This window comes from Pseudomonas sp. 10(2024) (genome assembly GCF_045164175.1).
In the GTDB taxonomy this organism is placed as follows: domain Bacteria; phylum Pseudomonadota; class Gammaproteobacteria; order Pseudomonadales; family Pseudomonadaceae; genus Aquipseudomonas; species Aquipseudomonas alloputida.
In genome coordinates, this window is the sequence record NZ_CP174006.1 from 4740501 (window position 1) to 4767388 (window position 26888).

Annotated in this window: 21 protein-coding genes; 15 read left to right on the forward strand and 6 right to left on the reverse strand. The window is 62.6% G+C overall.

Features of this window, described 5'->3' with window-relative positions:
* Positions 1-97: 97 nt before the first annotated feature.
* From bglX to ACI7M0_RS21510, 6 genes are all read left to right on the forward strand, one after another.
* Positions 98-2389, forward strand: coding sequence for a beta-glucosidase BglX (gene bglX / locus ACI7M0_RS21485; RefSeq protein ID WP_129933762.1), 2292 nt, complete (start codon positions 98-100; stop codon positions 2387-2389).
* A 130-nt stretch (positions 2390-2519) separates the two neighbouring features.
* Entirely contained in the window at positions 2520-4277 is a 1758-nt protein-coding gene (locus ACI7M0_RS21490; protein ID WP_070096161.1) for an ATP-binding protein, read from the forward strand.
* Positions 4271-5599 carry a sigma-54 dependent transcriptional regulator gene (locus tag ACI7M0_RS21495; protein WP_104962489.1) on the forward strand — a complete coding sequence of 443 codons (1329 nt, stop codon included), beginning with the start codon at positions 4271-4273 and terminating at the stop codon, positions 5597-5599. Before ACI7M0_RS21490 ends, ACI7M0_RS21495 begins: the two co-directional genes overlap by 7 nt.
* 259 nt (positions 5600-5858) lie before the next feature.
* Complete coding sequence (locus ACI7M0_RS21500) at positions 5859-7178, forward strand: MFS transporter (protein WP_104962915.1); 1320 nt, start codon at positions 5859-5861, stop codon at positions 7176-7178.
* A gap of 300 nt (positions 7179-7478) precedes the next feature.
* Positions 7479-7844, forward strand: a complete 366-nt coding sequence (locus ACI7M0_RS21505; protein WP_405314504.1) for a heme utilization protein — start codon at positions 7479-7481, stop codon at positions 7842-7844.
* A gap of 119 nt (positions 7845-7963) precedes the next feature.
* Positions 7964-8569: a flavin reductase family protein gene (locus tag ACI7M0_RS21510; protein WP_129932878.1), complete on the forward strand. Its 606-nt coding sequence runs from the start codon at positions 7964-7966 to the stop codon at positions 8567-8569.
* On the opposite strand, the gene ACI7M0_RS21515 is transcribed toward ACI7M0_RS21510, so the two are convergent.
* Together ACI7M0_RS21515 and ACI7M0_RS21520 are read right to left on the reverse strand one after the other, a co-directional pair.
* Positions 8570-8836, reverse strand: coding sequence for a hypothetical protein (locus ACI7M0_RS21515; RefSeq protein WP_014859143.1), 267 nt, complete (start codon positions 8834-8836; stop codon positions 8570-8572).
* A gap of 16 nt (positions 8837-8852) precedes the next feature.
* Positions 8853-9146, reverse strand: a complete 294-nt coding sequence (locus ACI7M0_RS21520; protein ID WP_010952504.1) for a putative quinol monooxygenase — start codon at positions 9144-9146, stop codon at positions 8853-8855.
* A gap of 202 nt (positions 9147-9348) precedes the next feature.
* Between ACI7M0_RS21520 and ACI7M0_RS21525 the strand changes: the two genes are divergently transcribed.
* The gene (locus ACI7M0_RS21525; protein ID WP_104962490.1) at positions 9349-10269 is read left to right on the forward strand and encodes an AraC family transcriptional regulator; all 921 of its coding nucleotides are present in this window, start codon (positions 9349-9351) and stop codon (positions 10267-10269) included.
* A 123-nt stretch (positions 10270-10392) separates the two neighbouring features.
* On the opposite strand, the gene ACI7M0_RS21530 is transcribed toward ACI7M0_RS21525, so the two are convergent.
* Entirely contained in the window at positions 10393-12030 is a 1638-nt protein-coding gene (locus ACI7M0_RS21530) for a 5-guanidino-2-oxopentanoate decarboxylase (protein ID WP_104962491.1), read from the reverse strand.
* A gap of 114 nt (positions 12031-12144) precedes the next feature.
* On the opposite strand from ACI7M0_RS21530, the gene ACI7M0_RS21535 reads away from it, so the two are divergent.
* A complete protein-coding gene (locus tag ACI7M0_RS21535) occupies positions 12145-13020 on the forward strand; it encodes a LysR substrate-binding domain-containing protein (protein ID WP_014592244.1) in 876 nt (291 codons plus the stop codon).
* 19 nt (positions 13021-13039) lie between these two features.
* Here ACI7M0_RS21535 and ACI7M0_RS21540 read toward each other — a convergent pair whose 3' ends face one another.
* Positions 13040-13654 (reverse strand): NAD(P)-dependent oxidoreductase, encoded by a 615-nt coding sequence (locus ACI7M0_RS21540; protein WP_129932877.1) that lies wholly within the window; start codon positions 13652-13654, stop codon positions 13040-13042.
* 183 nt (positions 13655-13837) lie between these two features.
* Here ACI7M0_RS21540 and ACI7M0_RS21545 point away from each other — a divergent pair, with 183 nt between their 5' ends.
* Positions 13838-14746 (forward strand): LysR family transcriptional regulator, encoded by a 909-nt coding sequence (locus ACI7M0_RS21545; RefSeq protein ID WP_104962493.1) that lies wholly within the window; start codon positions 13838-13840, stop codon positions 14744-14746.
* Positions 14747-14978: 232 nt separating this feature from the next.
* Here ACI7M0_RS21545 and ACI7M0_RS21550 read toward each other — a convergent pair whose 3' ends face one another.
* Complete coding sequence (locus tag ACI7M0_RS21550) at positions 14979-15848, reverse strand: oxaloacetate decarboxylase (RefSeq protein ID WP_129932876.1); 870 nt, start codon at positions 15846-15848, stop codon at positions 14979-14981.
* A gap of 382 nt (positions 15849-16230) precedes the next feature.
* Here ACI7M0_RS21550 and ACI7M0_RS21555 point away from each other — a divergent pair, with 382 nt between their 5' ends.
* On the forward strand, positions 16231-17682 hold the full coding sequence (locus tag ACI7M0_RS21555; RefSeq protein WP_019752473.1) for an MDR family MFS transporter: 1452 nt from the start codon (positions 16231-16233) through the stop codon (positions 17680-17682).
* Positions 17683-17793: 111 nt separating this feature from the next.
* Here ACI7M0_RS21555 and ttgR read toward each other — a convergent pair whose 3' ends face one another.
* Entirely contained in the window at positions 17794-18426 is a 633-nt protein-coding gene (gene ttgR / locus ACI7M0_RS21560) for an efflux transport transcriptional regulator TtgR (protein ID WP_010952495.1), read from the reverse strand.
* A 257-nt stretch (positions 18427-18683) separates the two neighbouring features.
* Between ttgR and ttgA the strand changes: the two genes are divergently transcribed.
* The 5 genes from ttgA to ACI7M0_RS21585 all read left to right on the forward strand — a co-directional run bounded on the left by ttgA (position 18684) and on the right by ACI7M0_RS21585 (position 26843).
* Positions 18684-19838 (forward strand): toluene efflux RND transporter periplasmic adaptor subunit TtgA, encoded by a 1155-nt coding sequence (ttgA, locus tag ACI7M0_RS21565; protein ID WP_064491135.1) that lies wholly within the window; start codon positions 18684-18686, stop codon positions 19836-19838.
* A 3-nt stretch (positions 19839-19841) separates the two neighbouring features.
* On the forward strand, positions 19842-22994 hold the full coding sequence (gene ttgB, locus ACI7M0_RS21570) for a multidrug efflux RND transporter permease subunit TtgB (protein ID WP_014754360.1): 3153 nt from the start codon (positions 19842-19844) through the stop codon (positions 22992-22994).
* Positions 22991-24445, forward strand: a complete 1455-nt coding sequence (locus ACI7M0_RS21575; RefSeq protein ID WP_010952492.1) for an AdeC/AdeK/OprM family multidrug efflux complex outer membrane factor — start codon at positions 22991-22993, stop codon at positions 24443-24445. The genes ttgB and ACI7M0_RS21575 overlap by 4 nt, the downstream gene beginning before the upstream one ends.
* Before the next feature lie 407 nt (positions 24446-24852).
* Positions 24853-26109, forward strand: coding sequence for an OprD family porin (locus tag ACI7M0_RS21580; RefSeq protein ID WP_104962499.1), 1257 nt, complete (start codon positions 24853-24855; stop codon positions 26107-26109).
* A gap of 209 nt (positions 26110-26318) precedes the next feature.
* Complete coding sequence (locus tag ACI7M0_RS21585; protein ID WP_010952490.1) at positions 26319-26843, forward strand: DUF962 domain-containing protein; 525 nt, start codon at positions 26319-26321, stop codon at positions 26841-26843.
* Positions 26844-26888 lie beyond the last annotated feature (45 nt).

Sequence of the window (26888 nt, forward strand, 5' to 3'; positions counted from 1 at the left end):
GGAAGAATTGCCTGCAAATCGTACAACAATAGCCGCCTGAAAACTTCGGTCGCGCACGTATCACCGTGGATACGGCAGAGGCCCCAAAACGGAATTGATGATGAAACTGTCTTTGCTGGGCCTGGCCATGGGCCTTGCCAGTCAGGCGGCCCTCGCCGCCCCCACCGCCCCGCCCCTGCAGGACAAGCAGGCATTTATCGAGCATCTGATCAGCCAGATGACCGAAGCCGAAAAAATCGGCCAGTTGCGCCTGATCAGCATCGGCCCGGAAATGCCCCGCGACAAGATCCGCGAGGAAATCGCCGCCGGCCGTATCGGTGGCACCTTCAACTCACGCACTGCCCCCGAAAACCGGCCGATGCAGGACGCGGCCATGCGCAGCCGCCTGAAGATCCCGATGTTCTTCGCCTACGACACCGTCCACGGCGAGCGCACCATCTTCCCGATCGGCCTGGGCATGGCCGCGACCTGGGACATGGAGGCCGTCGCCAAGGTCGGCCGCACCGCCGCGATCGAAGCCTCGGCCGACGCCCTGGACATGACGTTCGCGCCAATGGTGGATATCGCCCGTGACCCGCGCTGGGGCCGCACAAGCGAAGGTTTCGGCGAAGACACCTACCTGACTTCGAGAATCGGCCAGGTAATGGTGCGCTCGTTCCAGGGCAGCAGCCCGGCCAACCCCGACAGCATCATGGCCATCGTCAAGCATTTCGCCTTGTATGGCGCCGTGGAAGGCGGGCGCGACTACAACACGGTCGATATGAGCCTGCCGAAAATGTACAACGACTACCTGCCACCCTATCGCGCCGCGCTCGATGCAGGTGCCGGTGGCGTGATGGTGGCGCTGAACTCGATCAACGGCGTACCGGCCACCTCCAACACCTGGCTGATGAACGACCTGCTGCGCAAGGAGTGGGGCTTCAAGGGCGTGACCATCAGCGACCACGGTGCCATCCAGGAGCTGATTCGCCACGGCGTCGCCCGTGACGGCCGTGAAGCCGCCAAGCTGGCGATCAAGGCCGGCATCGACATGAGCATGAACGATACCCTGTACGGCGAAGAGCTGCCGGGCCTGCTGAAGTCCGGCGAGGTGACCCAGCGCGAGCTGGACCAGGCGGTGCGTGAAGTGCTGGGTGCCAAGTACGACATGGGCCTGTTCAAGGACCCTTACGTGCGCATCGGCAAGGCCGAAACCGATCTGAAGGACTACTACGGCAACGACCGCCTGCACCGCGAAGCTGCGCGTGACGTGGCACGTCGCAGCCTGGTGCTGCTGGAAAACCGCAACCAGACCCTGCCGCTGAAAAAGGCCGGCACCATTGCCTTGGTCGGCCCGCTGGCCGATGCCCCGATCGACATGATGGGCAGCTGGGCCGCCGACGGTAAGCCCGTCCACTCGGTGACCGTGCGCGAAGGCTTGCGCCGCGCCGTGGAAGGCAAGGCCAAGCTGGTCTACGCCAAAGGCTCCAACATCACGGGCGACAAGGCGATCTTCGATTACCTGAACTTCCTCAACTTCGATGCCCCGGAAATCGTCGACGACCCACGCCCGCCTGCCGTGCTGATCGATGAAGCAGTCAAGGCAGCGAAGCAATCCGACGTTGTGGTCGCAGTGGTCGGCGAGTCCCGCGGCATGTCCCACGAGTCGTCGAGCCGCACCACCCTGGAGATCCCGGCCAGCCAGCGCGAGCTGATCAAGGCGCTCAAGGCCACCGGCAAACCGCTGGTGCTGGTGCTGATGAACGGCCGGCCACTGTCGATCAGCTGGGAGCGCGAGCAGGCCGATGCCATCCTGGAAACCTGGTTCGCCGGCACCGAAGGCGGCAATGCCATCGCCGACGTGCTGTTTGGCGACTACAACCCCTCCGGCAAGCTGGCCATTACCTTCCCACGGTCGGTGGGGCAGATCCCGATGTACTACAACCACACCCGCATCGGCCGGCCGTTCACGCCGGGCAAGCCGGGCAACTACACCTCGCAATACTTCGAAGAACCCAACGGGCCGCTTTACCCGTTCGGCTATGGCTTGAGCTACAGCAGCTTCGAGCTGTCGGGCCTGAACCTGTCGAGCAAGGATCTCAAGCGCGGCGATACGCTGGATGCCAAGGTAACGGTCAAGAACACCGGCAAGGTTGCAGGCGAGACGGTGGTGCAGCTGTACCTGCAGGATGTGTCGGCGTCGATGAGCCGCCCAGTGAAAGAGCTGAAAAACTTCCAGAAGCTGATGCTTGAACCGGGTGAAACCCGCACGTTGACCTTCCGCATCAGCGAGGACGACCTGAAGTTCTACAATGGCCAGTTGCAGCGGGTTGCCGAACCAGGGGAGTTCAATGTCCAGGTAGGGCTGGATTCCCAGGCGGTGCAGCAGCAGAGCTTTGAATTGCTTTGACTGAAAAAGGCCGCCTGTTCCGGCCTTTTCGCGGGTAAAACCGCGCCTACAGGTGCTGCAGATTCCCTGTAGGCGCGGGTTTACCCGCGAAGAGGCCGGCCCCGTTATCCCACCACCGGATCCGCCCCCGATGCCCTTTTCCTTTCGCGCCCTGCGTCTGGGGCTGATCACCCTGCTGATCGTGCTGGGTACCGCACTCAGCGCCGGCTGGGCCATGCACCAGGCCAAGCGCCAGGCCATGGAAGACGACGCCAAGCGTGCCAGCCAGCAACTGGGCCTGTACGCCAACGCACTGCACACCCTGATCGATCGCTACCGTGCCCTCCCCGCCGTGCTGGCGCTGGACCCGGAGCTGATCGCAGCCTTGCGCGGCCCGGTCGACGAAAAGGTTCAGAACGCCCTGAACCTCAAGCTCGAACGCATCAATGGCGCCGCCAATTCCTCCACCCTCGAGCTGCTCGACCGCACCGGGCTGGCCATTGCCGCCAGCAACTGGCGGCTGCCCAGCAGCTACGTCGGCTCCAACTACGGTTTCCGCCCCTACTTCAAGCAAACCCGCAACCAGGGCAGTGGCCGCTTCTATGCCGTGGGCGTGACCAGTGGCGTGCCGGGCTACTTCCTCGCCAGCGCGGTGAACGACGAGCATGGCCGATTCCTTGGCGCCATGGTGGTGAAGCTGGAGTTCCCCGAGCTGGAACGCGAATGGCGACAGGGCAACGATATCCTGTTGGTCAGTGACGCCCGCGGCATCACTTTCATCGCAAACCAGGATGGCTGGCGCTACCGCGAACTTCAGCCGCTCAGTGGCGCCGACCGTGCCGAGCTGGCCGAAACCCGCCAGTACGACAAGCAACCGCTGGTGCCGCTACACCATCAGGTGCTGACGCGGTTTGCCCCCTACAGCACCCTTAGCCGCGTGCAAGGCCCCGAGGGTAGTACCGAGTACCTGTGGGAAAGCCTGCCGCTGGAAGGCGAAAACTGGACCTTGCACCTGCTGCGCAAACCGCAGGTCGCTGCCGACGGCCGTAATGCCGCGCTTGGCGCCGCCGCCGTCTGGCTGAGCCTGGTGTTCGCCGCCCTTTTCGTCAGCCAACGCCTGCGCCTGGCACGCCTGCGCCAGCGCAGCCGGCAAGAACTCGAACGCCAGGTCGAAGAACGCACCCGCGAGCTGCGCACTGCCCAGGAAGGCCTGGTGCAATCAGCCAAGCTGGCCGCACTCGGGCAGATGTCGGCGGCCATGGCCCACGAAATCAACCAGCCGCTGACCACCCAACGTATGCAGCTGGAAACCCTGCGCCTGCTGCTTGACCATGGTCGCCATGACGAAGCGCGGCAAGCGTTGGAGCCACTGGAACAGATGCTCACGCGCATGGCAGCACTTACCAGCCACCTGAAAACCTTTGCCCGCAACAGCCCGATGGGCCTGCGCGAACGCCTTGACCTGGCAACCGTGGTCGACCAGGCCTTGCACCTGCTGGAAGCGCGCCTTCGCAACGAGGAAGTGGAAGTGGCTCTGTACCTGGCACGCCCGGCCTGGGTACGCGGGGATGCCATCCGCCTGGAGCAGGTGCTGATAAACCTCCTGCACAATGCACTCGACGCCATGCTCGACAAGCGTTACAAACGCCTGGAGATCCGCATCGAACCCGACGGGGAGCTATGGCGCCTGAGTGTGCTCGACTCGGGTGGCGGCATTGCCGAAGCCGACCTGGCCAAGGTCTTCGACCCGTTCTTCACCACCAAACCGGTGGGGGAAGGGCTAGGGCTGGGCCTGGCCATTTCCTACGGCATCGTCCACGAGGCCGGCGGCCAGCTGCGGGCCGAAAACCTGCCTGGCGGCGCGCGCCTGAGCCTTACCCTGCCCCGTGACCTGGAGCCTGTATGTTGAATTCGGTGATCGTCGTCGATGATGAAGCCAGTATCCGCACTGCTGTCGAGCAATGGCTGAGCCTGTCTGGCTTCAGCGTGCAGTTGTTCGCTCGCGCCGAAGCGTGCCTGGCACACCTGCCGCAGCACTTCCCTGGGGTGATCATCAGCGATGTGCGCATGCCGGGCATGGATGGCCTGCAATTGCTCGAACGCCTGCAGGCGAACGACCCCGACCTGCCCGTGATTCTGCTGACCGGTCACGGTGATGTACCGATGGCGGTAGAAGCCATGCGCATGGGGGCCTATGACTTCCTGGAAAAACCCTTCACGCCGCAAGATTTGCTGGGCAGCCTGCGCCGCGCCCTTGAAAAACGCCAGCTGGTGCTTGAGAACCGCCGGCTCCACGAGCAGGCCGACCTCAAGTCACGCCTGGAAGGCACGCTGCTGGGCATGTCCCAGGGCCTGCAACAGCTGCGCCGGCAAGTGCTGGACCTGGCCGGCCTGCCGGTGAACGTGCTGATCCGCGGTGAAACCGGCAGTGGCAAGGAGCGGGTGGCCCGCTGCCTGCACGACTTCGGCCCCCGTGCCGCCAAGCCCTTTGTAGCCCTTAACTGCGCGGCCATCCCCGAGTCGCTGTTCGAGGCCGAACTGTTCGGCCATGAGAGCGGCGCCTTCACGGGCGCCCAGGGTAAACGCATCGGCAAGCTGGAGTATGCCAACGGTGGCACCGTGTTCCTCGACGAAATCGAGAGCATGCCCCTGGCCCAACAGGCCAAGCTGTTGCGGGTGATACAGGAGCAGAAACTGGAGCGCCTGGGGGCCAACCAGAGCATCAGCGTCGACCTGCGCATCATTGCTGCGACCAAGCCCGACCTGCTCGAGGAGGCTCGTGCCGGGCGCTTCCGCGAAGACCTGGCCTACCGCCTGAACGTCGCCGAATTGCGCCTGGCACCGCTGCGCGAGCGGCGGGAGGACATTCCGCTGCTGTTCGAGCACTTTGCCCGTGCTGCCGGTGAAAAGCTTGGCCGCGCGGCCCCGCCGCTATCGGGTGCTCAGCTGGCGCAGCTGCTGTCACATGACTGGCCTGGCAACGTACGTGAACTGGCCAATGCGGCGGAGCGGCATGCGTTGGGGCTGGGTTCGCCAAACTTCGAGGTGGCACCTGCCGGGCAGTCGCTGGGCGAGCAGATGGAAGCATTCGAGGCGCAATGCCTACGTGCGGCCTTGCGTCAACATGGGGGCGAGATCAAGTCGGTGATGGAGGCTTTGCAACTGCCGCGGCGCACGCTTAACGAAAAGATGCAACGGCATGGGCTGGTGCGCGAGGATTTTATTGGGTAGGCATGAGCGGAAATCCGCTTATGACCAAGACCTGGTAGGCAAAAAACCGCTCATAACGTCGAGGCTTTGGACTGCTTTGCAGCCCTTCGCGGTCAAGCCCGCTCCTGCAAAGGGCGGCGCAACACCCACTGCTGTGCCGGCTCGGGCTATTTGATGCCCTCAAATGAATCAGCCCGCACCCATTTGGCACACCTTCTGCAATTGCCTTGGCAAGCTGCGCCACGGCGCGCTCCACAAAAACAACGAGAAGGTATCCCTCATGGATAACGCCACCTCCCTGCCCGCCGGGGCGGCCACCGCGCCTGCCGCAGAAAAAACCACCGCCAGCCGCTTGAAGTCGATTTTCAGCGGGTCCATCGGCAACATGGTCGAATGGTACGACTGGTACGTCTACGCCGCATTCTCGCTGTACTTCGCCAAGGCCTTCTTCCCCGCCGGCGACTCCACCGCACAACTGCTCAATACCGCCGCGATCTTCGCCGTGGGCTTCCTGATGCGCCCGATCGGTGGCTGGCTGATGGGCCTGTACGCCGACCGCAAGGGCCGCAAGGCCGCGCTGATGGCGTCGGTCCTGCTCATGTGCGCAGGCTCCCTGGTCATCGCCCTGACCCCGGGTTACGAAACCATCGGCGTCGCCGCACCTGTCCTGCTGGTCATCGCGCGCCTGCTGCAGGGCCTGTCGGTGGGTGGTGAATACGGCACCTCGGCCACCTACCTCAGCGAAATGGCCAGCAAGGATCGCCGTGGTTTCTTCTCCAGCTTCCAGTACGTGACCCTGATCTCCGGCCAGCTCATCGCCCTGGCGGTACTGATCATCCTGCAACAGACCCTGACCACCGAGCAGTTGTACGCCTGGGGCTGGCGCGTGCCGTTCGTGATCGGTGCGCTGTGCGCGGTGGTGGCCCTGTACCTGCGTCGCGGCATGGAAGAAACCGCCTCGTTCACCAAGAAGGAAAAGGCCAAGGAAAGCCTGATGCGCACCCTGCTGCGTCACCCCAAGGAGCTGATGACCGTCGTCGGTCTGACCATGGGCGGCACCCTGGCCTTCTACACCTACACCACCTACATGCAGAAATACCTGGTCAACACCGTGGGCATGAGCATCAGTGACTCGACCACCATCTCGGCCGCCACGCTGTTCCTGTTCATGTGCCTGCAGCCGGTGATCGGTGGTCTGTCCGACAAGATCGGCCGCCGTCCGATCCTGATCGCCTTCGGTGTGCTCGGTACCCTGTTCACCGTCCCCATCCTCAGCACCCTGCACACCATCCAGACCTGGTGGGGTGCGTTCTTCCTGATCATGGCCGCACTGATCATCGTAAGCGGCTATACCTCGATCAACGCCGTGGTCAAAGCCGAGCTGTTCCCAACCGAGATTCGCGCCCTGGGCGTGGGCCTGCCGTATGCCCTGACGGTGTCGATCTTCGGTGGCACCGCCGAATACGTGGCCCTGTGGTTCAAGAGCGCTGGTATGGAGAGCGGCTTCTACTGGTACGTCACCGCCTGTATCGCCTGCTCGCTGCTGGTTTACGCGACCATGAAAGACACCAAGCAGCACTCGCGGATTACCACTGAGTAACGCTGGCCTGGCAGTACTAAAAGGGGCGCTCCATTGCATGGAGCGCCCCTTTTCTATTCAGACTTTTCCTTCTTAACGCCCTATTAATTCCACCTTATCAAGCTGCAATGGCTGGCAGAACGTTGGCGCCCGCGCGAACGCTCCCAAGCCAGCCTTGCGGCCTGAAGCACGACATACGCGCCCAAATACATCGAACAAATGGATTATTTAGCACCATTTTTTGCGCTTTTTAATCAAATTATTCGGCGTAGGATTAAACCCATAGAAACAAACAACTCACAAACCCCTGGAGCAACGACCATGAAAAATAAACTGATCCTTACCCTGGCCCTCTCGGTTTTCGCAGCTGGCGCCTTCGCCGAAGATGGCTTCGACCGCACCGACGCTCACACCTTTGCCGCAGTTCAAACCCAGTCAGCCAGCTACGCCGAAGACGGCTTCGACCGCACCGGTGGCCAACGCTTCGCTGAAGACGGCTTCGACCGCACCGGTGGCCAACGCTTCGCTGAAGACGGCTTCGACCGCACCGGCGGCCAACGCTTCGCTGAAGACGGCTTCGACCGCACCGGCGGCCAGCGCTTCGCTGAAGACGGCTTCGACCGCACCGGCGGCCAACGCTTCGCTGAAGACGGCTTCGACCGCACCAGCGCGCACCGCATCAGCTGATACCTGATTGCGAGCACCCAGCCCGGCTTCGGCCGGGCTTGATCATTTGCAGGCGAGCTCAGGCTTGGCACACTAGGCACCTTGTCCACCAGGAGGTAGGGCCAACAAGCCCAGCACAGATGTATTACTACGAACCCGCCAAAGGCCACGGCCTGCCGCACGACCCGTTCAATGCCATCGTCGGTCCCCGCCCGATCGGCTGGATCTCCTCTCAGGACCGCGAAGGCCGCCTGAACCTGGCGCCTTACAGCTTCTTCAATGCGTTCAACTACATCCCGCCGATCATCGGTTTCTGCAGCGTCGGGCGCAAAGACAGCCTGAACAACATCGAGCAGACCGGTGAGTTCGTCTGGAACCTGGCCACCCGCCCACTGGCCGAGCAAATGAACCTGAGCTGCGCACCGGTTGCTGCCGAAGTGAACGAATTCGAATTGAGCGGCCTCACTGCCGCACCGTCGAGCATCGTCAAGGTGCCGCGCGTGGGTGAAACGCCGGTAGCCTTCGAGTGCAAGGTCAGCCAGATCGTCCAGCTCAAGCGGGCCGACCAGGAAGAGGTGCCCAGCTGGCTGATCCTTGGAGAAGTGGTGGCGGTGCACATTGCCGAGCACCTGTTGAACAACGGCATCTACGATACTGCTGCCGCCGAGCCAATCCTGCGTGGGGGTGGCCCGGCGGATTATTTCGAGCTGGGCAACCTGTTCAAGATGGCCCGGCCGCCGGCCTGATCACCAGACCAGCTCACCCTCTTCGCTGACGCCCTGCAGGCGTTGCAGTTCGGCGGTGGCCGCTTCGTCGGCGGCCACGGCGCCCTTGAACACCTGCCCGTCGAGAACCTTGTGAAAGCGCGGCGCGCCGCCCATGCCCAAGGCTTTGACCGCGATGGCTGCGTTGTAGCCGCCACCTTCCACCGGCACCATCGCCGATACCGCTTCGAAATGAGTGAATTCCCTACGTGCCATGTTGCTGTCCGCGTGATTGAACAAGGGCGTCACTTTACCTCATTCACGCTCAATCGAAGGTATGCAAGTCCAGGCTGCTGACCACCTGGGCCTGCACCAGCTCACCGAACACCTCCAGTGTCGGCGAAGCAAAGTAACCACTCATCGCCTGCTGGTCCTGCCAGCTTCCGCTGAGCAACCACAGGTCAGCATCAGCCTGCGAACGCTGCACGGTAAAACTCAGGCAACCCGGTGTACGCAGCGAGGGCTCGAGCAGGTCACGCAGGCGCGCGCCCAGCTCTGCCGAGCGCCCGCTGCTGGCACGGATGAAAGCAAGGTGGGTGACCGGTTGTTTAAGGGTCATTGCACAATCTCCTTGAAGCAGGCGGACGGAAAAGCCAGGCTGCCAAGGTTAGGCGCTCACCCGCGCGGCGCGTTAGGCCATTACTGCATGTCGATTGCCTGATCCTGCAGCGCGGCAGGATCAGGCAATCCACATGCAGCTTTCGACTAGCGCCCGTCTTTGCCCAAACCTATGCTGCGTTGGTCAGCAGAGGAAAGCCATCATGACCACCGCCACGTCCACCGAACCGACCCTGGAACTGCAGCGCCTGGAGCTGGCCGAGCTGATCAACCGCCATGCGGGCGAGCCCTATGGCCCAGCATCGGCCATTGATGACCTGTACCTGGTGCGTCACACCGAAAATGTGCGTTCTGTACCCACCCTGGCGCAGCCTGCCCTGTGCATCCTTGCCCAAGGCAGCAAAAGCCTGTTCCTGGGTGACGAGCAGTATGCCTACGACCCACTGCATTACATGGTCGTTTCGGTGACCTTGCCACTCAGTGCCGTGAGGCTGGATGCCAGCCCCGAGAACCCAAGCCTGGGCCTGCGCATGGACCTGGACCCGGCGGAGATCAGCCAACTGATCGCCGAGAGCGGGCCGATGCTGGTACCCAATCGACCTTCCGGCCGTGGTTTGTATGTGGAAAGGACAGATGCCGCGTTACTCGATGCCCTGCTGCGGTTGCTGCGGCTGCTGGACACCCCCCGCGACATCGCAATGCTGGCGCCGCTGTTCCGCCGCGAGATTCTCTACCGCCTGCTGCGTGGGCCGCAGGGTTACCGGCTGTATGAAATTGCCTTGGCCAACAGCCAGACCCACCGGGTTTGCCAGGCCATCACTTGGCTCAACAACAACTTCCAACAGCCGCTGCGTATCGAGGACCTGGCCCGTGAGGTCAACCTCAGCACCTCGACCTTGCACCACCGCTTCAAGGCCGTGACCTCGATGAGCCCGCTTCAGTACCAGAAGCAGCTGCGCCTGCAGGAGGCGCGGCGGCTGATGTTGAACGACGGGCTGGAGGCGGCGGTGGCGGCTTATCGGGTGGGTTATGAAAGCCCGTCGCAGTTCAGCCGTGAATACAGCCGGCTTTACGGCGCGCCGCCGATTCGTGATGTGGCTCGGTTGCGGGCTACTGCGGTCTGAAGCTCGACATTCGCCTGCAGCGGCGCTTTCGCGGGTAAACCCGCTCCTAGAGGTTTTTGCACAGATGCGAAAATTGCGCGCTGCCTGCAGGTGCGAGAGGCCGATACAGGCAATCGCAATGCTTCAACCCAACACCGCGGCCTGCCACTGATTCTGATCCACCTGAATCAAGGTCGGCCCCTTGCGCTCCACCGCTTGCCCGAGCGCGGCCTGCAATTGGGCGATATCGGCCACGTTCTCTGCTGCCGCGCCCAACGCCCGCGCCACGCCGATGAAATCCGGGGTATGGATATCCACCCCGACCGGCTCGATCGCCCGATTGACCATGTATTTCTTGATTTCCTCGTACCCCTGGTTATTCCACAGCAGTACGATCAGCGGTACCTGCGCCTCCACTGCACTGGCCAGTTCCGGCAGGGTGAACTGCAAACCACCATCACCAATCAGGCACACCGCCGGAGCGCGTTCCACGGCCTGCTCGGCACTGCCCAACCAGGCGCCCATGGCTGCTGGCAACGCGTAACCCAAGGTGCCGTACCCGGTCGAGGCGTTGAACCAGCGGCGTGGCTGCTGCATGTCGAGTGTCAGGTTGCCGGTGTACACAGGTTGGGTCGAGTCGCCCACCAGAATCGCATTCGGCAGGCGCTCCAGTATGGCGCTCAGCAAACGCGTCTGGCTCAGGGTGGGCTGGTCCCAGTCTGCCGCCAGGACCTTGCGCAGGTCGGCCACGCGGGCCACGCCCCAAGTGCTTTCGTGCACTGGCTGCGGCTGGGCCTGCAAGGCACCGAGCAGCGCTTCGGCTGCCAGCTCGGCATCGGCCACCAGCGCCAGCTCCGGCAGATAATTACGCACGGTCTGGTCCGGGTCGATGTCAATGCGCAGCAGACTGCCCGGGATCTCGAAGCCTCCCTTGAAGGTCACGTCATAATCGGTTTCGGCCAGTTCGGTGCCGATCGCCAGCACCACGTCAGCCTCGGCCACCAGCGCCCGTGTGGCCGGTAACGACTGGGTCGAGCCGATCTGCAATGGGTGGCTGGCAGGCAGCAAGCCTTTGGCATTGATGGTCAGCGCCACCGGGGCCTGAAGGTGTTCGGCCAGGCGTGCCAGCGCAGCGCCCGCAGCCAACGCCCCGCCGCCGGCCAGAATCAGCGGCCGACGTGCACTGGCCAGTCGCTCAGCCATCTGCGCCACGGCCTGCGGTGCAGCCCCTGCCCGACTACCCCGTACAGGGCGGCCCGGCAGCAGGAAGTCGGCCGGTTCAACCAGCACATCGAGCGGGATTTCGATATGCACCGGGCGTGGCCGGGCACTGTCGAACACGGCAAATGCCCGGGCCAGCACCTGCGGCAAGTCGGCTGCACTCATCAAGGTGTGGGAAAACGCCGCCACCCCCGATACCAGCGCGGCTTGGTTGGGCAGCTCGTGCAACTTGCCACGGCCACCGCCCAGTTGGTCACGGGACTGCACGCTGGAAATCACCAGCATCGGGATCGAGTCGGCATAGGCCTGGCCCATGGCAGTGGTGATATTGGTCATGCCCGGGCCAGTGATGATGAAGCATACCCCGGGTTTGCCGCGGGTGCGCGCATAGCCGTCAGCCATGAACCCGGCACCTTGCTCATGACGCGGGGTGATGTGGCGAATGGAAGAGCCCGCCAGGCCACGATAGAGCTCCACGGTATGCACACCGGGGATGCCGAAGACATGATCGACGCCATAGCCTTCAAGGAGTTTGACCAGTACTTCGCCGCAGGTTGCCATCAGGGATCACCATGAATCTTGTTGGGGTATGCCCTTATTGGACCCAAGCCACGGCTATCGCCACAATGTAAAAAAACACATACTAGCCATGTCCTTTGATCATGGCTTACTGCAATGAAACGTCTCCCGCCCCTGCCTGCCCTGCACACGTTTCTGGTCACCGCCCAGCACTGCAACTTCACCCGCGCCGGGCAGCAGTTGCACATCACCCAGGGCGCTGTCAGCCGCCAGATTGCAGCCCTCGAAGAACACCTCGGTTATGCCCTGTTCAAGCGCGAGGCGCGTGGGTTGAGCCTGACCCGTGAAGGCCTGGACTGGCTGCCGCGGGTGCAGCAGGTGTTCGCCCTGATCGAACAAGGGGTGCGCGAGGTGGGTGAGCACAGCACTACCTTGCAACTGAAGGCACCAACCTGCGTAATGCGCTGGCTGCTGCCGCGCCTGATGGAATGGCAGGCACTGCGCCCGGACGTACCGGTGGAGCTGACCACGACCGTGCAGCACGGGGTGGATTTGCGTCGTGAGGGCTTCGATGCGGCAGTGGTCTACGGCGATGCACCGAACCACGGGCTGCAGGTGCGCAAGCTGTTCGATGAGCAGCTGACCCCGGTGTGCGCACCGTCACTGCGTGAAGGGCCAGTGCCGTTGCAGCAGGTGGAGGACCTGGCCAGGCACATGCTGCTGCATCCCTCGCGGGATGAACACGACTGGCGGTTGTGGTTGCAGGCGGCTGGAGTGACGCTGGCCACGCATGGACCCAAACAGCATTTCGAGACACTGGACATGGCGATGGCCATGGCCTCGCAGGGGACTGGGGTGGCGATCGGTGACTGGTCGCTGATTGGCGATGACCTGCGCGGTGGGCGGTTGTGCATGCCGTTTGCGCTGAAGGTGCTGACAGGCAAGGGGTATTACCTGGTGAGCCAGGCCAGGAGCTTACCGCCCGGGCTGCTGGAATTGCTGGACTGGCTGGAGGGCCAGGCCAGCCTGTGACGGCCCTTTCGCAGGCGACTCAATAGCCGACTGTGAACCGTTGCCGCGAGTGTTTCGGCTTCTCCAGCTCATCCAGCATGGCAATCGCATAGTCGGCAAACGTGATCCAGCTCTTGCCGTCCGCACCGATCAACAGATGATCCGTGCCCAGCGCATAGTGACCTCTGCGCTCACCCTCAACGAACTCAGCCGAAGGCGAGAGGAAGGTCCAGTCCAGGTTCGGCTCGCGCCGCAGCGCCTCCAGAAAACGCACGCCGGCACTGGCCTCGGCTTTATATGCCTCCGGGAAATCCGGGCTGTCGATCACCCGATGCCCTGACGGCAACAACAAGCTACCGGCGCCACCCACCACCAGCAGGCGCTTGACCCCGGCGCGCTTCACCGGCTCGATGATGGCGTGCGGCTGCATTGTCGAGAAATGCGCGGCACTCAACACAGCGTCCATACCTGCGACCGCTGCTTGCAGGGCCGCGCTGTCCGTGGCATCCAGCGACTTGACGGTCACACCCTCACGCCCTTCAAGCTTGGAAGGGTCGCGGGCAATGGCCAGTACACGGTGACCACGGCGCAGGGCCTCTTCCAGTAACTGGCTGCCAGCGCGGCCAGTGGCACCGATGATTGCGATCTTGCTCATGAAATACTCTCCATCAGTTGAACGAAATGACTGCCCTTGGCGACCTTCGCCGCCAGCGCCAGGGCTCTCGTCTGCCGGCTTCGGATAACGCCTTCCGGCAAACAATGCGCACAGCTTAGTTACCCGATTCGTCATAAAAAATGCGATGCTCAGACATAGTTTGTTTCTGAAATCGGGCAAATCATGGATCGCCTCAATGCCATGCGTGTATTCGTCACAGTCATCGACCTGGGCAGTCAGTCGGCGGCGGCGGACTATCTGCAGTTATCGCGTCCGGTCGTGTCGCGCTACCTGGCAGAGTTGGAAGACTGGGTTGGCACGCGCCTGATGCAGCGCACCACGCGCAAGCTCAGCCTCACGGCAGCCGGCCAGGAAACCCTGCCTCGCTGCCGGCAGCTGCTGGAACTGGCCGGCGACCTGCAGGCTGCCGTGCAGCAGCCGGAAGACGCGCCAAGGGGGGCGCTGCGTATCAGCGTCAGTACCTCATTCGGCCAGGCACAGCTGGTGGATGCAGTGGCCGCCTATGTGCGGCGCTTCCCTGACGTGAAGGTAGAACTGCAGATGCTCGACCGCACCGTCAACCTGGTGGACGAGCGCATCGACCTGGCCATTCGCACCAGCAATGACGTGGACCCCAGCCTCATCGCCCGGCGCCTGAGCGTGTGCCGCTCGGTCGTGTGCGCGGCACCGGCCTACCTGAATGAGCGAGGCACGCCGCAACGGGTTGAGGAACTGAGCCTGCACAACTGCCTGACCCATGCCTATTTCGGACACAGCTTGTGGCATTTCGCGGTAGCCGGCCAGCAGGTCGCCGTCCCCGTATCGGGAAACATCAGTGCCAATGAGGTGATGACCCTGCAGAGGGCCGCGCTGGCGGGCGCAGGTATCGCCATGCTGCCAACCTTCCAGGCCGCAGACGCCATACGCCGGGGTGAACTGGTGCGTCTGCTGCCCGAGGCCAAACCGCGTGAACTGAACCTTAATGCGGTGTATACGTCGCGCAAACACATGCCGGCGACCTTGCGCAGCATGCTGGATTTCCTGGTACAGCGTTTCAAGGACGAGCCGGAGTGGGATCGGGATCTATACTAGTGGCGTACACCCCTATCGCTGTCACAGGAGGTGAGCACCATGGGCATCAAATCAAGAAGAGTCGCCCTTGTCATGGCCCTTACCGCAGTTACAGCGCTGTATGGCTCAGCCTGCTGGCGCGCCGAACTGCTACGCAGCCAGCCAAGCGTCGCCAATAGCTGCGAGCAGGCACATTGCGTGCCTCACAGTGCAACCTTGAGCGCCGTCCGTTGAATGGACGGCGCCCTGCCGATCACTCTTCGACGCTCATGTATTCCTTGGCCCAGCGAATGTAGTCTTCTGGCTGGGTGTAGGTGTGCGAGAGCTCGGTGGCACTGAGGTTTTCCGACTTGTTCTGCCGACCACGCTGCAGCCGCAGGCAGTCGTAAGTGGCCTTGATCGCGGCAAAGTAAGCCGCATGGCCATCGACCACGATGCGCACGCCCAGACGCGCCAGGCGCTCGTCATCGCGCAGGTTCGGGTTGCCATAGGTGACCAGCATCAGCGGCACGGTCAGATGCTCGGCAATCTGCTCGAGCTGCTCGAAGTCCTTGACCCCGACCATGCAGATGCCATCAGCGCCCGCCTTCTGGTAGCTCTGGGTACGCACGATGATTTCTTCGGTGGTGATTACGCCCGCGTTGGTACGGGCAATGATCGACAAGGACGAATCGACTCGTGCCTCCAGCGCCGCGCGGATCTTGCCAACCCCCTCCTCGACCGGGATCAGGTCGGTGGACTTGCGCCCGAACTGGGCAGGCAGCAGGGTGTCCTCGATGGTCAGTGCGGCCACACCGGCGCGCTCCAGTTCGATCACCGTGCGCATCACGTTCAGTGCGTTGCCATAGCCGTGGTCGGCGTCGGCCAGTACCGGCAGTTGCGCGACCCGACCAATGCGGGTGGCCTGCTCGACGAACTCGCTGAGGGTGATCAGAGCGAAATCAGGAGCAGCCAGTACCTGCAACGAAGCGACCGAACCGCCGAGGATACCGACTTCGAAGCCCAGGTCTGCGGCAATGCGTGCCGACATTGGGTCGAACACCGAGGCAGTGTGGAAACACGAACCTGAAGCGAGCAGCTCGCGGAAGGCAAAACGCAGATCTTGGTGGGAAGCCTTGGGCATGATCACTCCGCAAAAAAGTTGAAATTTGAACGGTAACTACCGACCCCTGTAATCGGGTCTACCTGACCTGTTCCAACCGTCGCCATCTGGGCGGTCATGCTCGACATGCAGGCAGAGGAATAAAAGGTGTGGGAGACAGCGGACTGAAAAACCTGCGGCAATATGCTGCACCAACCTGGTGCAACCCCCGGATTTCAGCCTCTGTGGCATACCAACGATATCACGCAGCCATGCAGCACTGGATGAATGCGCCAATGCCGATCTTGCATAGGGGATGCAGATAGTACATAGGAAGCTACCTAACTCAGGTTACAATCCGAGGGCTTCTGTGAGAGCAGGCTTGCCCGCGAAGGGGCCGCCATAGACAAAACAAGGTATTCCCGTGACCGCCGCCCTGCCCCCCACCGCCCTGCGCAACGTGCTCACCGCCCTGATGCTGGCCATCTTCCTCGGCGCACTGGACCAGACCATCGTCGCCGTCTCGCTGCCGGCCATCTCGGCGCAGTTCAGCGATGTCGGCCTGCTGGCCTGGGTCATCTCCGGTTATATGGTGGCCATGACCGTGGCCGTGCCGATCTACGGCAAACTGGGCGACCTTTACGGCCGGCGCCGGATGATCCTCACCGGCATCAGCCTGTTCACCCTGGCCTCCATTGCCTGCGCCATGGCCCAGGACATGCCGCAACTGGTGCTGGCCCGGGTACTGCAGGGTATCGGCGCAGGCGGGATGGTCTCGGTGAGCCAGGCAATCATTGGCGACTTCGTGCCCCCGCGCGAACGCGGCCGCTACCAGGGCTACTTCAGCAGCATGTACGCCGCGGCCAGCGTGGCCGGGCCAGTGCTGGGCGGCTGGTTGACCGAGTACCTGTCGTGGCGCTGGGTGTTCTGGATCAACCTGCCGCTGGGGCTGGTCGCCTTGTGGGCCATTCGCCGTGCGCTCGCTGACATGCCGGTGCAGCGTCGCGAGGCACAGGTGGACTACCTTGGCGCCATGCTGTTGATTCTCGGCCTTGGCAGCCTGCTGCTGGGCATTACCTTGGTGGGCCAGGGCCACGCCTGGGCCGACCCGGCCGTGCTGGCGCTGTTCGGCTGCGCCCTACTGGGCCTGGCGCTTTTCATCGCACACGAACGCCGCTGCCCAGAGCCGCTGCTGCCGCTCAGCCTGTTTGGCAACCGTGTGGCAGTGCTGTGCTGGGCGGTGATCTTTTTCGCCAGCTTCCAGTCCATTTCCCTGACCATGCTCATGCCCTTGCGTTACCAGGGCATTACCGGCGCCGGTGCCGACAGCGCCGCCCTGCATCTGCTGCCGCTGGCCATGGGGCTGCCCATGGGCGCCTTCACAGGTGGCCGCATGACCAGCCGGACCGGGCGCTACAAGCCACAGATCCTGGCCGGTGCACTGCTGATGCCAGTGGCCATTTTCGCGATGGCACTGACCCCACCGCAATCAGCGTTGCTCAGTGCGCTGTTCATGCTGCTGACCGGCATAGCCTGCGGGCTGCAATTCCCCACCTCACTGGTGGGCACACAAAGCGCGGTGGCCAGCAAGGACATCGGCGTGGCCACCAGCACCACCAACCTGTTCCGCTCGCTGGGCGGAGCCATGGGCGTAGCGTGCATGTCCAGCCTATTGCTGGCACTGCTGCTGCAAGGGGGTTTCGAATTGCCGGGTAATGCGTTGCTGGGGAGTTTGAAGGCCGCAGAGGTGGATCTGGTGACTCAAGGGCGGTTGCTGGAGACGTTCAGGCAACTGCTGATGGGGAGTGCGCTCGTCGCGGTGCTGGGACTGTTCGCGGCATTTGCTTTGCCTGACCGGCAATTGCGCGGCCGCTGAAGGTTGCACACGCGCTGCCGCCTTGTGGTGCGAACAGCTGCAAGGCGGCGGCGACCTTAATCTCCCCTTAACACAAAGGGGAAACACTCCCTCACAATCCTTAACAAAGTGTCATTTGCGCAGAGCCGGGCTCAAGCGCAGCATATCCAGCCCGGTGTCGACCCATTTTTCGACATCACCCAACAGATCGACACTGTCAGGCAGCAATAGCCAGCGCCCGATCAGGCCATCGACATAGGCAAACATGGCCACCGCCGCGCGCTCGACATCCAGCTCGCCAGGCAACTGGCCCCGGCGTACGGCATTGGCCAGCGCCAGGGTGATGCCCTTGTGGCAATCCAGCACCGCACTCTGGCGCTGCTGGCGAATTTCACACATGTCATCGGTGAACTCGCACTTGTGATGCAGGATTTCATTGATACGACGGGTTCGGGCATCGAGCACCAGCTCGTTGAACACTTGCAACAGCAGCTTGCGCATGCAGCCAAGCGGGTCGAGTTCATCCTCGCTTTCGCTCGCGCGCGCCAAATGGTCATGGGTCTCGTGCAGGCTGTCGAGCAACGCCTGCACCAGCTCGGCCTTGTTGTTGAAGTGCCAGTAGATCGCCCCCCGCGTCACACCCGCCAGTTCGGCGATGTCGGCCAGGGTGGTTCGCGCAACCCCGCGCTTGTAGAAGGCCCTTTCCGCCGCCTCGATGATCTGGGCACGGGTTTCCTGGGCTTCTTCTTTGGTTCGACGGACCATGGCAGTACAACCTCATCTGGCCCGAACGCGCAGCGCGTGCGGGGAACGCTCCGGGGGCACCTCTGCCGGGGCCTCTCGGATGAGCTAATCAAGCGCTGAGGCAGTACCTGAGTACCACCCAGCAGTATTTACAAACAACCATGAATGTAAGTATATTCCTTAGCAAGCTATTTATCCACCGGATAGCATTTTTTCCAGATCAAGATCTCTTCCATTACTCTTGAGCGTCTCCCTGCTCCAGCGACCCGAGGATCCTCATGCAATTCAAGCCAGCCGTTACCGCTCTGGTTTCCGCCGTCGCCCTGGCAACCCTGCTCAGTGGCTGTAAGAAAGAAGAAGCAGCGCCAGCGGCGCAGGCTCCTCAGGTCGGCGTCGTGACCATCCAGCCGCAAGCCTTCACCCTCACCTCGGAATTGCCGGGGCGAACCAGTGCCTACCGCGTCGCCGAAGTGCGCCCGCAGGTCAACGGCATCATCCTCAAGCGCCTGTTCAAGGAAGGCAGTGAGGTCAAGGAAGGCCAGCAGTTGTATCAGATCGACCCTGCCGTGTACGAAGCCACCCTGGCCAATGCCAAGGCCAACCTGCTGGCTACACGCTCACTGGCCGAACGCTACAAGCAACTGATTGACGAACAGGCCGTCTCCAAACAGGAATACGACGACGCCAATGCCAAACGATTGCAGGCTGAGGCTTCGCTCAAGAGCGCACAGATCGACCTGCGCTACACCAAGGTTCTGGCGCCGATCAGCGGCCGTATCGGTCGCTCTTCGTTCACCGAAGGTGCACTGGTGAGCAATGGTCAGACCGACGCCATGGCCACCATCCAGCAGCTCGATCCTATTTATGTCGACGTTACCCAGTCCACCGCCGAGCTGCTCAAGCTGCGCCGTGACCTGGAAAGCGGCCAGTTGCAGAAGGCCGGCAAAAACGCCGCATCGGTTCAGCTGGTACTGGAAGACGGCAGCCTGTTCAAGCAGGAAGGTCGCCTGGAATTCTCCGAAGTCGCGGTCGACGAGACCACCGGCTCGGTGACCCTGCGCGCCCTGTTCCCCAACCCCGATCACACCCTGCTGCCAGGCATGTTCGTGCATGCGCGGCTCAAGGCCGGGGTCAACACCAACGCCATCCTGGCACCGCAACAAGGCGTGACCCGCGACCTCAAGGGCGCACCCACCGCCCTGGTGGTCAACCAGGAGAACAAGGTTGAACTGCGCCAGCTCAAGGCCAGCCGCACCTTGGGTAGCGACTGGCTGATCGAGGAAGGCCTCAACCCGGGTGACCGCCTGATCACCGAAGGGCTGCAGTACGTGCGCCCAGGCGTCGAGGTGAAGGTCAGCGATGCCACCAACGTCAAGAAGCCGGCCGGCCCTGATCAGGCCAACGCGGCGAAAGCAGACGCCAAAGCGGAGTAAACCATGTCGAAGTTCTTTATCGATCGCCCGATCTTCGCCTGGGTGATCGCCTTGGTGATCATGCTGGTCGGGGCCTTGTCTATCCTGAAGCTGCCGATCAACCAGTACCCCAGTATCGCGCCGCCGGCCATCGCCATCGCCGTGACCTACCCGGGCGCCTCGGCGCAAACCGTGCAGGACACCGTGGTGCAGGTGATCGAGCAGCAGCTCAACGGTATCGACAACCTGCGTTATGTGTCGTCGGAAAGTAACTCCGACGGCAGCATGACCATTACCGCCACCTTCGAACAGGGCACCAACCCCGACACCGCGCAGGTACAGGTACAGAACAAGCTGAACCTGGCCACCCCGCTGCTGCCGCAGGAAGTGCAGCAGCAAGGTATCCGCGTCACCAAAGCAGTGAAGAACTTCCTGCTGGTGATCGGCCTGGTCTCCGAAGACGGCAGCATGACCAAGGACGACCTGGCCAACTACATCGTCTCGAACATGCAGGACCCGATCTCGCGTACAGCGGGTGTAGGTGACTTCCAGGTGTTCGGTGCGCAGTACGCCATGCGTATCTGGCTCGATCCGGCCAAGCTGAACAAGTTCCAGCTGACCCCGGTCGACGTCAAGACCGCTGTGGCCGCACAGAACGTGCAGGTGTCTTCCGGCCAGCTCGGCGGCCTGCCAGCCCTGCCGGGCACCCAGCTGAACGCCACCATCATCGGCAAGACCCGCCTGCAAACCGCCGAGCAGTTCGAGAGCATTCTGCTCAAGGTCAACAAAGACGGTTCACAGGTGCGCCTGGGTGACGTCGCCCAAGTGGGCCTGGGGGGTGAAAACTACGCCGTCAGCGCCCAGTTCAACGGCAAGCCGGCTTCCGGCCTGGCGGTAAAACTGGCAACCGGCGCCAACGCCCTGGACACCGCCAAGGCACTGCGCGAGACCATCAAAGGCCTGGAACCGTTCTTCCCGCCGGGGGTCAAGGCGGTATTCCCGTATGACACCACCCCAGTGGTCACCGAATCGATCAGCGGCGTGATCCACACCCTGATCGAAGCCGTGGTGCTGGTGTTCCTGGTGATGTACCTGTTCCTGCAGAACTTCCGCGCCACCATCATCACCACCATGACCGTACCGGTCGTATTGCTGGGTACCTTCGGTATCCTTGCCGCCGCGGGCTTCAGCATCAACACCCTGACCATGTTCGCCATGGTCCTGGCCATCGGCTTGCTGGTGGACGACGCCATCGTCGTGGTGGAGAACGTCGAGCGGGTCATGTCCGAAGAAGGCTTGCCGCCCAAGGAAGCGACCAAGCGCTCGATGGAACAGATCCAGGGCGCCCTGGTGGGTATCGCCCTGGTGCTCTCGGCCGTACTGCTGCCCATGGCGTTCTTCGGCGGCTCCACGGGTGTGATCTACCGGCAGTTCTCCATCACCATCGTCTCGGCCATGGGCCTGTCGGTGCTGGTTGCGCTGATCTTCACCCCGGCGCTCTGCGCAACCATGCTCAAACCGTTGAAGAAGGGCGAACACCACACCGCCAAAGGCGGTTTCTTCGGCTGGTTCAACCGCAACTTCGACCGCAGCGTCAATGGCTACGAGCGCAGTGTAGGCACCATCCTGCGCAACAAGGTGCCATTCCTGCTGGCCTATGCGCTGATCGTGGTCGGCATGATCTGGCTGTTCGCCCGCATCCCTACCGCGTTCCTGCCAGAAGAAGACCAGGGCGTACTGTTCGCCCAGGTGCAGACCCCGGCCGGCTCCAGTGCCGAACGCACGCAGGTCGTGGTCGACCAGATGCGTGAATACCTGCTCAAGGACGAAGCCGATACCGTATCGTCGGTGTTCACCGTCAACGGTTTCAACTTCGCAGGTCGCGGCCAGAGCTCAGGCATGGCCTTCATCATGCTCAAACCCTGGGATGAACGCTCGAAGGAGAACAGCGTGTTCGCCCTGGCCCAGCGTGCCCAGCAGCACTTCTTCACCTTCCGTGATGCGATGGTGTTCGCCTTCGCCCCGCCAGCGGTGCTTGAACTGGGTAACGCCACCGGCTTCGACGTGTTCCTTCAGGACCGCGGCGGTGTCGGCCACGCGAAGTTGATGGAGGCGCGCAACCAGTTCCTGGCCAAAGCTGCGCAGAGCAAGATCCTCAGCGCCGTGCGCCCGAACGGCCTGAACGATGAACCGCAGTACCAGCTGACCATTGATGACGAACGTGCCAGCGCCCTGGGCGTGACCATTGCCGACATCAACAACACCCTGTCGATTGCCTTGGGTGCCAGCTACGTCAACGACTTCATCGACCGTGGCCGGGTCAAGAAGGTGTACATCCAGGGCGAACCCAGCGCGCGGATGAGCCCGGAAGACCTGCAAAAATGGTACGTGCGCAACGGCGCAGGCGAGATGGTGCCGTTCTCCTCCTTCGCCAAAGGCGAATGGACCTACGGTTCGCCGAAGCTGTCGCGTTACAACGGTGTCGAAGCGATGGAAATCCTCGGTGCACCGGCGCCTGGCTACAGTACCGGTGAAGCCATGGCCGAGGTCGAGCGCATTGCAGGCGAGCTGCCAAGCGGTATCGGCTTCTCCTGGACCGGCATGTCCTACGAGGAAAAACTCTCCGGCTCGCAGATGCCGGCGCTGTTCGCCCTCTCGGTGCTGTTCGTGTTCCTGTGCCTGGCGGCCCTGTACGAAAGCTGGTCGATCCCGATCGCTGTGGTGCTGGTAGTACCGCTGGGTATCATCGGTGCGCTGATCGCCACCAGCCTGCGCGGCCTGTCCAACGACGTGTACTTCCTGGTTGGCCTGTTGACCACCATCGGTCTTGCGGCGAAAAACGCCATTCTGATCGTGGAATTCGCCAAGGAGCTGCACGAACAAGGCCGTAGCCTGTACGACGCAGCGATCGAAGCGTGCCGCATGCGTCTGCGCCCGATCATCATGACCTCGCTGGCGTTCATCCTGGGCGTGGTACCGTTGACCATCGCCAGCGGCGCCGGCGCCGGCAGCCAGCACGCCATCGGTACTGGCGTGATCGGCGGCATGATCAGTGCGACCGTGCTGGCTATCTTCTGGGTACCACTGTTCTTCGTCGCAGTGTCGTCGCTGTTCGGCAGCAAAGAGCCGGAAAAAGACGTCACCCCTGAAAATCCACGTTATGAGGCTGGGCAATGACCAAGTCTTTGTTGTCCCTGGCGGTAACCGCTTTCATTCTTGGCGGCTGCTCGCTGATCCCTGACTACCAGACCCCGGAGGCGCCGGTGGCTGCGCAGTGGCCGCAAGGCCCTGCTTACTCGCCGACGCAATCGGCGGATGTTGCCGCTGCTGAACAGGGCTGGCGCCAGTTCTTCCACGACCCGGCGCTGCAACAGCTGATCCAGACCTCGCTGGTCAATAACCGCGACCTGCGCGTCGCGGCGTTGAACCTCGACGCCTACCGTGCGCAATACCGCATTCAGCGCGCCGACCTGTTCCCGGCGGTTTCGGCCACCGGCAGCGGCAGCCGCCAGCGTGTCCCGGCGAACATGTCGCAAACGGGCGAATCTGGCATCACCAGCCAGTACTCGGCCACCTTGGGCGTCAGCGCCTACGAGCTGGACCTGTTCGGCCGCGTGCGCAGCCTGACCGAGCAGGCCCTGGAAACCTACCTCTCCAGCGAGCAGGCGCGTCGTTCCACGCAAATCGCCCTGGTAGCCAGCGTGGCCAACGCCTACTACACCTGGCAGGCCGACCAGGCCCTGTTCAAGCTGACCGAAGAAACGCTGAAGACCTACGAGGAAAGCTACAACCTCACCCGTCGCAGCAACGAAGTCGGCGTGGCATCGGCCCTGGACGTCAGCCAGGCGCGTACCGCCGTGGAAGGCGCCAGGGTCAAGTACTCGCAGTACCAGCGCCTGGTCGCCCAGGACGTCAACAGCCTGACCGTGCTGCTGGGCACCGGCATTCCTGCCGACCTGGCCAAGCCGCTGGAGCTTGATGCCGACCAACTGGCCGAAGTACCGGCCGGCCTGCCATCGGATATCCTTCAGCGTCGCCCGGACATTCAGGAAGCCGAGCACCTGCTCAAGGCTGCCAACGCCAACATTGGTGCAGCCCGCGCAGCGTTCTTCCCGAGCATCAGCCTGACCGCGAACGCCGGCAGCCTGAGCCCCGACATGGGCCACCTGTTCTCGGGCGGCCAGGGCACCTGGCTGTTCCAGCCGCAGATCAACCTGCCGATCTTCAACGCCGGTAGCCTCAAAGCCAGCCTGGACTACTCGAAAATCCAGAAGGACATCAACGTCGCCAAGTACGAAAAAACCATCCAGACGGCCTTCCAGGAAGTCTCCGATGGCCTGGCGGCACGCAAGACCTTCGAAGAGCAGTTGCAGGCCCAGCGCGACCTGGTGCAGGCGAACCAGGACTACTACCGCTTGGCCGAACGCCGTTACCGCATCGGGATTGACAGCAACCTGACCTTCCTCGATGCCCAACGCAACCTGTTCAGTGCCCAGCAAGCGCTGATCGGCGACCGCCTGTCGCAGCTGACCAGCGAGGTCAACCTGTACAAGGCGCTTGGCGGTGGCTGGTACGAGCAAACCGGGCAGGCCAACCAGCAGGCATCGGTGGAAACACCGAAAGGCTGATCGGCCTTGTTACAAAAGTAGAAAGCCCACCCTTAGCGGTGGGCTTTGCTTTTTTACTGCCTGTGCCGGCCAGTATCCCCTGGCGATTCAGCGTCGCAGCCACCACCGTATTCGCGGGTGAACCCGCTCCTACACGGATCGTGTGGCGGAAACATACGGTGGTTGCGCGCAAGCCGTTGTAGGAGCGGGTTTACCCGCGAAGAGGCCGCCCCAGGAGAGTTATTAACCAACCGGAACATTCCGTTCGATTATCGCCCCGTTCCGTTTGCGGCGAATTGCCTCACCCCCGCACTACCCCGCACCATCCCCCCACGCAACGTTACCCAAGTTCATCAAAAACACCCGCACCTGCAGGCCCGATCCTGCAGTGCACCGGCTCGACCATAAAAACAAGAGATCCACGACAGATGAGCATTTCGCTACCCGCACGTCAGCTGCTGCCTGGCCTGTTGGCCATGTCCTGCGCCCTCCCCGCATTCGCCGCCAACGAAGGTGGTTTCATCGAGGACGCCAAGGCCACCCTCAACCTGCGCAACTTCTACATCAACCGTAACTTCGTCGACCCGGCCCACCCACAGGGCAAGGCCGAGGAATGGACACAAAGCTTCATCCTCGATGCCCGCTCCGGTTTCACCCAGGGCACGGTCGGTTTCGGCGTGGACGTACTGGGCCTGTACTCGGTCAAGCTCGACGGCGGCAAAGGCACCACCAACACTCACCTGCTGCCCGTGCATGACGACGGCCGCCCGGCCGATGACTTTGGCCGGCTGGGTGTGGCGCTGAAGGCCAAGCTGTCCGAAACCGAGCTGAAAGTCGGTGAATGGATGCCGGTACTGCCAATCCTGCGTTCGGACGATGGCCGCTCACTGCCGCAAACATTCCGCGGTGGCCAGCTGACCTCCAGGGAAATCGCCGGCCTGACCCTGTACGCCGGCCAGTTCCGCGGCAACAGCCCGCGCAACGATGCCAGCATGGAAGACATGTCGCTCAACGGTAAAGCCGCCTTCACCTCCGACCGTTTCAACTTCGGCGGCGGTGAGTACACCTTCAACGACAAGCGCACCATGATCGGCCTGTGGGATGCCCAGCTCAAGGACATCTACCGCCAGCAATACCTCAACCTGACGCACAGCCAGCCGCTGGGCGACTGGACGCTGGGCGCCAACCTGGGCTACTTCATCGGCAAGGAAGATGGCGCCGAACGGGCCGGCAAGCTGGACAACCGCACCGCCTCCGCCTTGCTTTCGGCGCGCTACCAAGGCCACACCTTTTACGTTGGCCTGCAGAAGGTCAGCGGCGACGATGCCTGGATGCGGGTCAATGGCACCAGTGGCGGTACCCTGGCCAACGACAGCTACAATTCAAGCTTCGACAATGCCAAGGAGCGTTCCTGGCAGGTTCGCCATGACTTCAACTTCGCCACCGTCGGCGTACCCGGGCTGACCCTGATGAACCGCTATATCAAGGGTGACAACGTCAACGTGGGCAGCGTGGACGATGGCAAGGAATGGGCGCGGGAAACAGAGCTGGCCTATGTGGTGCAGTCGGGCAGCTTCAAGGACCTGTCGCTGAAATGGCGCAACTCGACCATGCGTCGCGACTTCAGCACCAACGCGTTCGATGAGAACCGCTTGATTGTGAGTTATCCGCTGAATCTTCTGTGACTCAATTGGCCTCTTCGCGAATAACCCCGCGAAGAGGCCAGACGCCCTCCCTTTTGAAAGCATCATTGGCAACAGCGTGATGAAAACCCTGCCATGAATTGCCCAGTGCGAGCTGCCGCCATTCGCTGAGCTGATGATGGTGGTGACTGCAGGCTATCCTGATCACTATCCGCTACAGGTGAAACAAAGCTGAACAGGGAGGCACAACAATGAAAACCCTCGTCGACCACCTGAGCCAATACGCCAACTACCACCGCGATCCACGCAACATCGCCACCCACTTCGTCGGCATCCCCATGATCGTGCTGGCAGTCACCATCCTGCTTTCACGCCCAGGCTGGGAGATAGCTGGCATGTGGCTGTCCCCTGCCCTGCTGGCAGCGGCGGCGTCTGTGTGGTTCTACCTGCGCCTGGACCTGCGCTTCGGGCTTGTGATGGGGCTGTTGCTGGGCCTGTGCCTGTGGGTCGGTGAAGCGCTGGCAGTGCAGTCGACAACGCTATGGCTCGGCGCCGGGCTGGGGGCGTTCGTGGTGGGATGGATCATCCAGTTCATCGGCCATTACTACGAAGGCCGCAAACCGGCATTTGTCGACGACGTGAGCGGCCTGATCATCGGGCCACTGTTCGTGGTGGCGGAAGCTGCGTTCATGCTGGGCCTGTGCCCGACCCTGAAGCGCGCCGTGGAAGCCAACGCCGGCCCGATTGCCATGCGGCAAAAAAAGGCATCGGTGTAAAGGCCATTCGCGGGCAAGCGCCCTGTTGCAGGGGCCTGCCCGCGA

What these genes read in the sequence shown, in the direction of transcription:
- ACI7M0_RS21540 (WP_129932877.1), bottom strand. Translation starts at nt 13,654, where the DNA reads ATGAGCAAGATCGCAATCATCGGTGCCACTGGCCGCGCTGGCAGCCAG.
- ACI7M0_RS21575 (WP_010952492.1), top strand. Translation starts at nt 22,991, where the DNA reads ATGACCAAGTCTTTGTTGTCCCTGGCGGTAACCGCTTTCATTCTTGGC.
- ACI7M0_RS21580 (WP_104962499.1), top strand. Translation starts at nt 24,853, where the DNA reads ATGAGCATTTCGCTACCCGCACGTCAGCTGCTGCCTGGCCTGTTGGCC.
- ACI7M0_RS21520 (WP_010952504.1), bottom strand. Translation starts at nt 9,146, where the DNA reads ATGACCCTTAAACAACCGGTCACCCACCTTGCTTTCATCCGTGCCAGC.
- ttgR (WP_010952495.1), bottom strand. Translation starts at nt 18,426, where the DNA reads ATGGTCCGTCGAACCAAAGAAGAAGCCCAGGAAACCCGTGCCCAGATC.
- ACI7M0_RS21525 (WP_104962490.1), top strand. Translation starts at nt 9,349, where the DNA reads ATGACCACCGCCACGTCCACCGAACCGACCCTGGAACTGCAGCGCCTG.
- ACI7M0_RS21545 (WP_104962493.1), top strand. Translation starts at nt 13,838, where the DNA reads ATGGATCGCCTCAATGCCATGCGTGTATTCGTCACAGTCATCGACCTG.
- ttgA (WP_064491135.1), top strand. Translation starts at nt 18,684, where the DNA reads ATGCAATTCAAGCCAGCCGTTACCGCTCTGGTTTCCGCCGTCGCCCTG.
- ACI7M0_RS21585 (WP_010952490.1), top strand. Translation starts at nt 26,319, where the DNA reads ATGAAAACCCTCGTCGACCACCTGAGCCAATACGCCAACTACCACCGC.
- ttgB (WP_014754360.1), top strand. Translation starts at nt 19,842, where the DNA reads ATGTCGAAGTTCTTTATCGATCGCCCGATCTTCGCCTGGGTGATCGCC.
- ACI7M0_RS21510 (WP_129932878.1), top strand. Translation starts at nt 7,964, where the DNA reads ATGTATTACTACGAACCCGCCAAAGGCCACGGCCTGCCGCACGACCCG.
- ACI7M0_RS21530 (WP_104962491.1), bottom strand. Translation starts at nt 12,030, where the DNA reads ATGGCAACCTGCGGCGAAGTACTGGTCAAACTCCTTGAAGGCTATGGC.
- bglX (WP_129933762.1), top strand. Translation starts at nt 98, where the DNA reads ATGATGAAACTGTCTTTGCTGGGCCTGGCCATGGGCCTTGCCAGTCAG.
- ACI7M0_RS21500 (WP_104962915.1), top strand. Translation starts at nt 5,859, where the DNA reads ATGGATAACGCCACCTCCCTGCCCGCCGGGGCGGCCACCGCGCCTGCC.
- ACI7M0_RS21505 (WP_405314504.1), top strand. Translation starts at nt 7,479, where the DNA reads ATGAAAAATAAACTGATCCTTACCCTGGCCCTCTCGGTTTTCGCAGCT.
- ACI7M0_RS21550 (WP_129932876.1), bottom strand. Translation starts at nt 15,848, where the DNA reads ATGCCCAAGGCTTCCCACCAAGATCTGCGTTTTGCCTTCCGCGAGCTG.
- ACI7M0_RS21490 (WP_070096161.1), top strand. Translation starts at nt 2,520, where the DNA reads ATGCCCTTTTCCTTTCGCGCCCTGCGTCTGGGGCTGATCACCCTGCTG.
- ACI7M0_RS21495 (WP_104962489.1), top strand. Translation starts at nt 4,271, where the DNA reads ATGTTGAATTCGGTGATCGTCGTCGATGATGAAGCCAGTATCCGCACT.
- ACI7M0_RS21535 (WP_014592244.1), top strand. Translation starts at nt 12,145, where the DNA reads ATGAAACGTCTCCCGCCCCTGCCTGCCCTGCACACGTTTCTGGTCACC.